The sequence below is a fragment of the Ectothiorhodospira mobilis genome, from assembly GCF_016584115.1.
In the GTDB taxonomy this organism is placed as follows: Bacteria; Pseudomonadota; Gammaproteobacteria; order Ectothiorhodospirales; family Ectothiorhodospiraceae; genus Ectothiorhodospira; species Ectothiorhodospira mobilis.
Genome location: NZ_NRSK01000057.1, coordinates 1 through 3,516, shown reverse-complemented (window position 1 = coordinate 3,516; position 3,516 = coordinate 1). Strand labels below are relative to the sequence as shown.

General features: G+C 69.1%; 3 protein-coding genes. All 3 read left to right on the top strand.

The features are described from left to right. The first annotated feature begins 182 nt into the window (after nucleotides 1–182). Nucleotides 183–2,264 (top strand): TonB-dependent receptor plug domain-containing protein, encoded by a 2,082-nt coding sequence (locus tag CKO33_RS13110; protein ID WP_200182672.1) that lies wholly within the window; start codon nucleotides 183–185, stop codon nucleotides 2,262–2,264. Nucleotides 2,265–2,352: 88 nt separating this feature from the next. Then, on the top strand, nucleotides 2,353–3,156 hold the full coding sequence (locus CKO33_RS13105; protein WP_200182671.1) for an ABC transporter permease: 804 nt from the start codon (nucleotides 2,353–2,355) through the stop codon (nucleotides 3,154–3,156). Between the two features lie 107 nt (nucleotides 3,157–3,263). Continuing rightward, the coding region (locus tag CKO33_RS13100; protein ID WP_200182670.1) for an Rpn family recombination-promoting nuclease/putative transposase at nucleotides 3,264–3,516 on the top strand (253 nt) is incomplete at its 3' end.

Genomic DNA, 3,516 nt, shown 5'->3' with positions numbered 1-3,516 from the left:
GCCCTGCCCTCCCCGGCCTCCGTGGGACCCCCCTGATCCCAGCCCGGAGGACCCTCTTTGCGAATAGTCATTGTTTATTGAATGCGAATCATTATTGTTCATTCCATCAGAAAATCACCACCCACTCATGGAGGAAGGCGCCCCGCAGCGGTGCCGGCCCTCTCGCCCTGGAGGAATGAACCATGCCCAGAACCCCCTGGCCCCTGATCCTGGCCGCCGCCCTGCCCGCGGGGGCATCGGCAACGGACGCGACCCTGGACGAAATCACCATCACCTCGGCCACCAAGACCGAGCGCAGCGCCCATCAGACCCCCCTTTCCGTGGAGGTAATCAGCGAGCAGGAGATCCAGTCTCTCGGCGCCGACACCCTGCGGGACGTGCTCCTGCAGACCCCCGGCGTCTTCGTCAATCCGGGCCAGGGGCAGATGCGCATCCGCGGCGCCGGCCCCCGGGGTACGCTGCTGCTCATCGACGGCCGGCGGGTGGCCGGGGAGGCCTCCTTCAAGTACGAGATGGACCGCATCGGCACCGGCACCATCGAGCGCATCGAGATCATCAAGGGCCCCATGGGGGTGCTCTACGGCTCGGACGCCGTGGGCGGGGTCATCAACATCATCACGAAACAACCCCGGGACGTGACCGAAGGGGGACTCGACCTGCGGATGGGCAGCGCCGGGGGCGGCCAGGGGGAACGCTACAGCCTGAGCGGCGATGTGCGCGGCAGCGCGGGGGACACCCGTTACAGCGCCTCCTTCAGCCTCATCCGGCAGGAGCCCTACACGGAGCGGGAGACCGCCCAACCCCGGGTGCCCCGGGACCCGGGCCAGCCCAAACCCCTGGTACCCCCGTCCCAATCCAGCCTGACCCCGGCGGCGGCCATCGCGGACCGCTATGCCGTGGACACCACCTACCGCACCCAGGGGGAGACCCTCAACCTGGGGGGCAGCCTGGACCGGCGCCTGACGGACACCCTGGAGGCGGGGGTGGATGCCTATCTCACCTGGGAGGACCGGGAAGGCGCCTTCATCGGCACCCAGTACCCTGCGGCGGCCGGATTCCCGGTAAAGGATCTGCCGGTGGGCGAGGTGCTGGATACCGAACGCCTGGACCTGGCCGGCCGCCTGCGCTGGCAACCCTCGGCACAGATCACCATGAAATGGCGCAGCTACCTCTCGGACTACGAAAAAGAGAACATCCTCTCCCCCATCCCCCACGCAGACCTGGGCTACGCCACATCCCCCGACGGGGGCGGCAGCTGCCGGGGAGAGGTGGACACCCTGAGCCATGAATTCAATCTGCAATGGACCGCAAGCGACGCCCACCGGGTGCTGCTGGGGGCCGAATACCGGGAAGACGAGCGCACCTCCCCCTGGTTCCGCCCCGACCGGCGCCGCAGCACCATCGAATACACCACCCGCTCCCTCTTCCTGCAGGACGAATGGACCCTGACCCGGGACACGGAACTGCTGCTGGGGGTGCGCCACGACGACTTCTCCGAGTTCGACGGCGAGACCACCGGCAGCCTGGGCGTGCAACACCGCCTCTCCCAGGCCGCCCGGCTGCGGGCCAGCTATGCCCAGGGCTTTCGTGCCCCCTCGCCCCCCGAACTCTTCGTCAGCCGCAACACCCCCGCTGGCTGGGTCCTGGGGGCCCATCTCATCCGGCCGGATTTCAACAAGACGGCCACGGAACTGGAACCCGAGCGCAGCGATCACCTGGAGATCGGACTGGACGGACAGGGCCCCGGCTGGCACTACGACCTGGCCCTGTTCCACAACGAGATCCAGGACCGCATCCAGCAGGTGCAGGGCGTGGGCTATCGCACCTTCGCCAACGTGGACGAGGCCCGCATCCAGGGGCTGGAGGCCAGCGGCGGCCACCGCCTCACCCCGGAGCTCGCCCTCACCGGCGCCCTCACCCTCCTGGACACCGAGGACCGGGACACGGGCCGGAGGCTGGAATTCACCCCCGGAACCCTGGCGCGCATCGCCCTGGAATACACCCCCGGACCGGAGTGGCGTTTCCTGATCAGCGCCGATCACACCGGCGACCAGCGTTACACGGACACGGCGGGCGGCACGGCCCGCTGGGCCCGGGCGGACGCCTACACCCTGGTGAACCTCAAGGCCTCCTGGATGCCCAACGCCCTGCCCGCCACGGAGTTCTACGGCGGCCTGGACAACCTGCTGGACGAGGACATCGACACCGTCCTGGGCTCCAGCACGGGCCCGTTCCTCTACGCCGGGGTGCGCCGCTTCTTCTGACCGGCTTCATCTCCAGGGCCGGTGGCCTCCGCTGCCGGCCCTTCCGGAGCTGGTACCATGGGCCCTTTTCCATCCCCGGGAACGGCCCATGGCAGTCATCCAACTCACCCCCCTGGACCTGTCCCTGGCGGCCCTGCTGGTGATCGCCCTGGCGGCCACCGTCTCCCGCTTCGGCATGGGCCTCTCCCGCAGCCTGCTGGTGTCCGCCGCGCGCACCGTGGTGCAGCTGCTGCTCATCGGCCTGGTGCTCACCACCCTGTTCGAACACGCCGCCCTGCCCTGGGTGGCGGCCATGGCCGTGGTGATGCTGCTGGTGGCCGGACGCGAGGTGATGGCCCGGCAGCGGCGCCGCTTCCGCGGCTGGTGGGGCTACGGCGTCGGCACCCTGGCCATGTTCACCAGCGCCTTCACCGCCACGGTGCTCGCCCTGGTGGTCGTCATCGGCCCGCAGCCCTGGTGGGAACCCCGCTATGCCATCCCCCTGCTGGGCATGCTCCTGGGCAACACCATGACCGGCATCGCCCTGGGCCTGGACCGGCTCACCCAGACCGCCTGGGAGCAGCGGCGCATCATCGAGGGGCGGCTCAGCCTGGGCCAGAGCGCCGCCGAGGCGGTGGCCGACATCCGCCGCGAGGCCGCCCGCAGCGGACTCATGCCCATGATCAACGCCATGGCGGCGGCGGGCATCGTCAGCCTGCCGGGCATGATGACCGGCCAGATCCTGGCCGGCACCGTCCCCATCGAGGCGGTGAAATACCAGATCCTGATCATGTTCCTCATCACCGCCGGCACCGGCTTTGGCACCCTGGGCGCCCTGTGGCTGGGGGCCAGGCGCCTGTTCGACGACCGCGAACGCCTGCGCCTGGACCGGCTGGCGGGGCCGGCGGGGTGAATCCGCCCGACCCCAATCCTGCACGGCTTCATTGCCCGTGTACCAGAATATTTTGATGACGCCCGATCTACTGGACCCCACCCACGACAACATCTTCACGTGTCTGCATGGCCAAGCCCCTCCCCAACCCCCACGACACCCTGTTCAAGGCCCTGCTGGAGGATCCCGGACGGGCCGCGGTCCTGCTGCGGGAGAGTCTTCCGGCGGCGCTCACCAAGCGGATGGCGGAAGACCCCGTTCCGGTGGAGGGCTCCTTCGTGGACGAGGCCCTGCGGGACACCCACAGCGACCGCCTGTTCCAGGTCCGGCTCCGGGATGGCCGCACGGCCTTTGTGTACACCCTGATCGAACACAAATCCT

Excerpts from the sequence above, each read along its gene's own strand:
- CKO33_RS13110 (WP_200182672.1), top strand. The coding sequence starts at position 183 with ATGCCCAGAACCCCCTGGCCCCTGATCCTGGCCGCCGCCCTGCCCGCG.
- CKO33_RS13105 (WP_200182671.1), top strand. The coding sequence starts at position 2,353 with ATGGCAGTCATCCAACTCACCCCCCTGGACCTGTCCCTGGCGGCCCTG.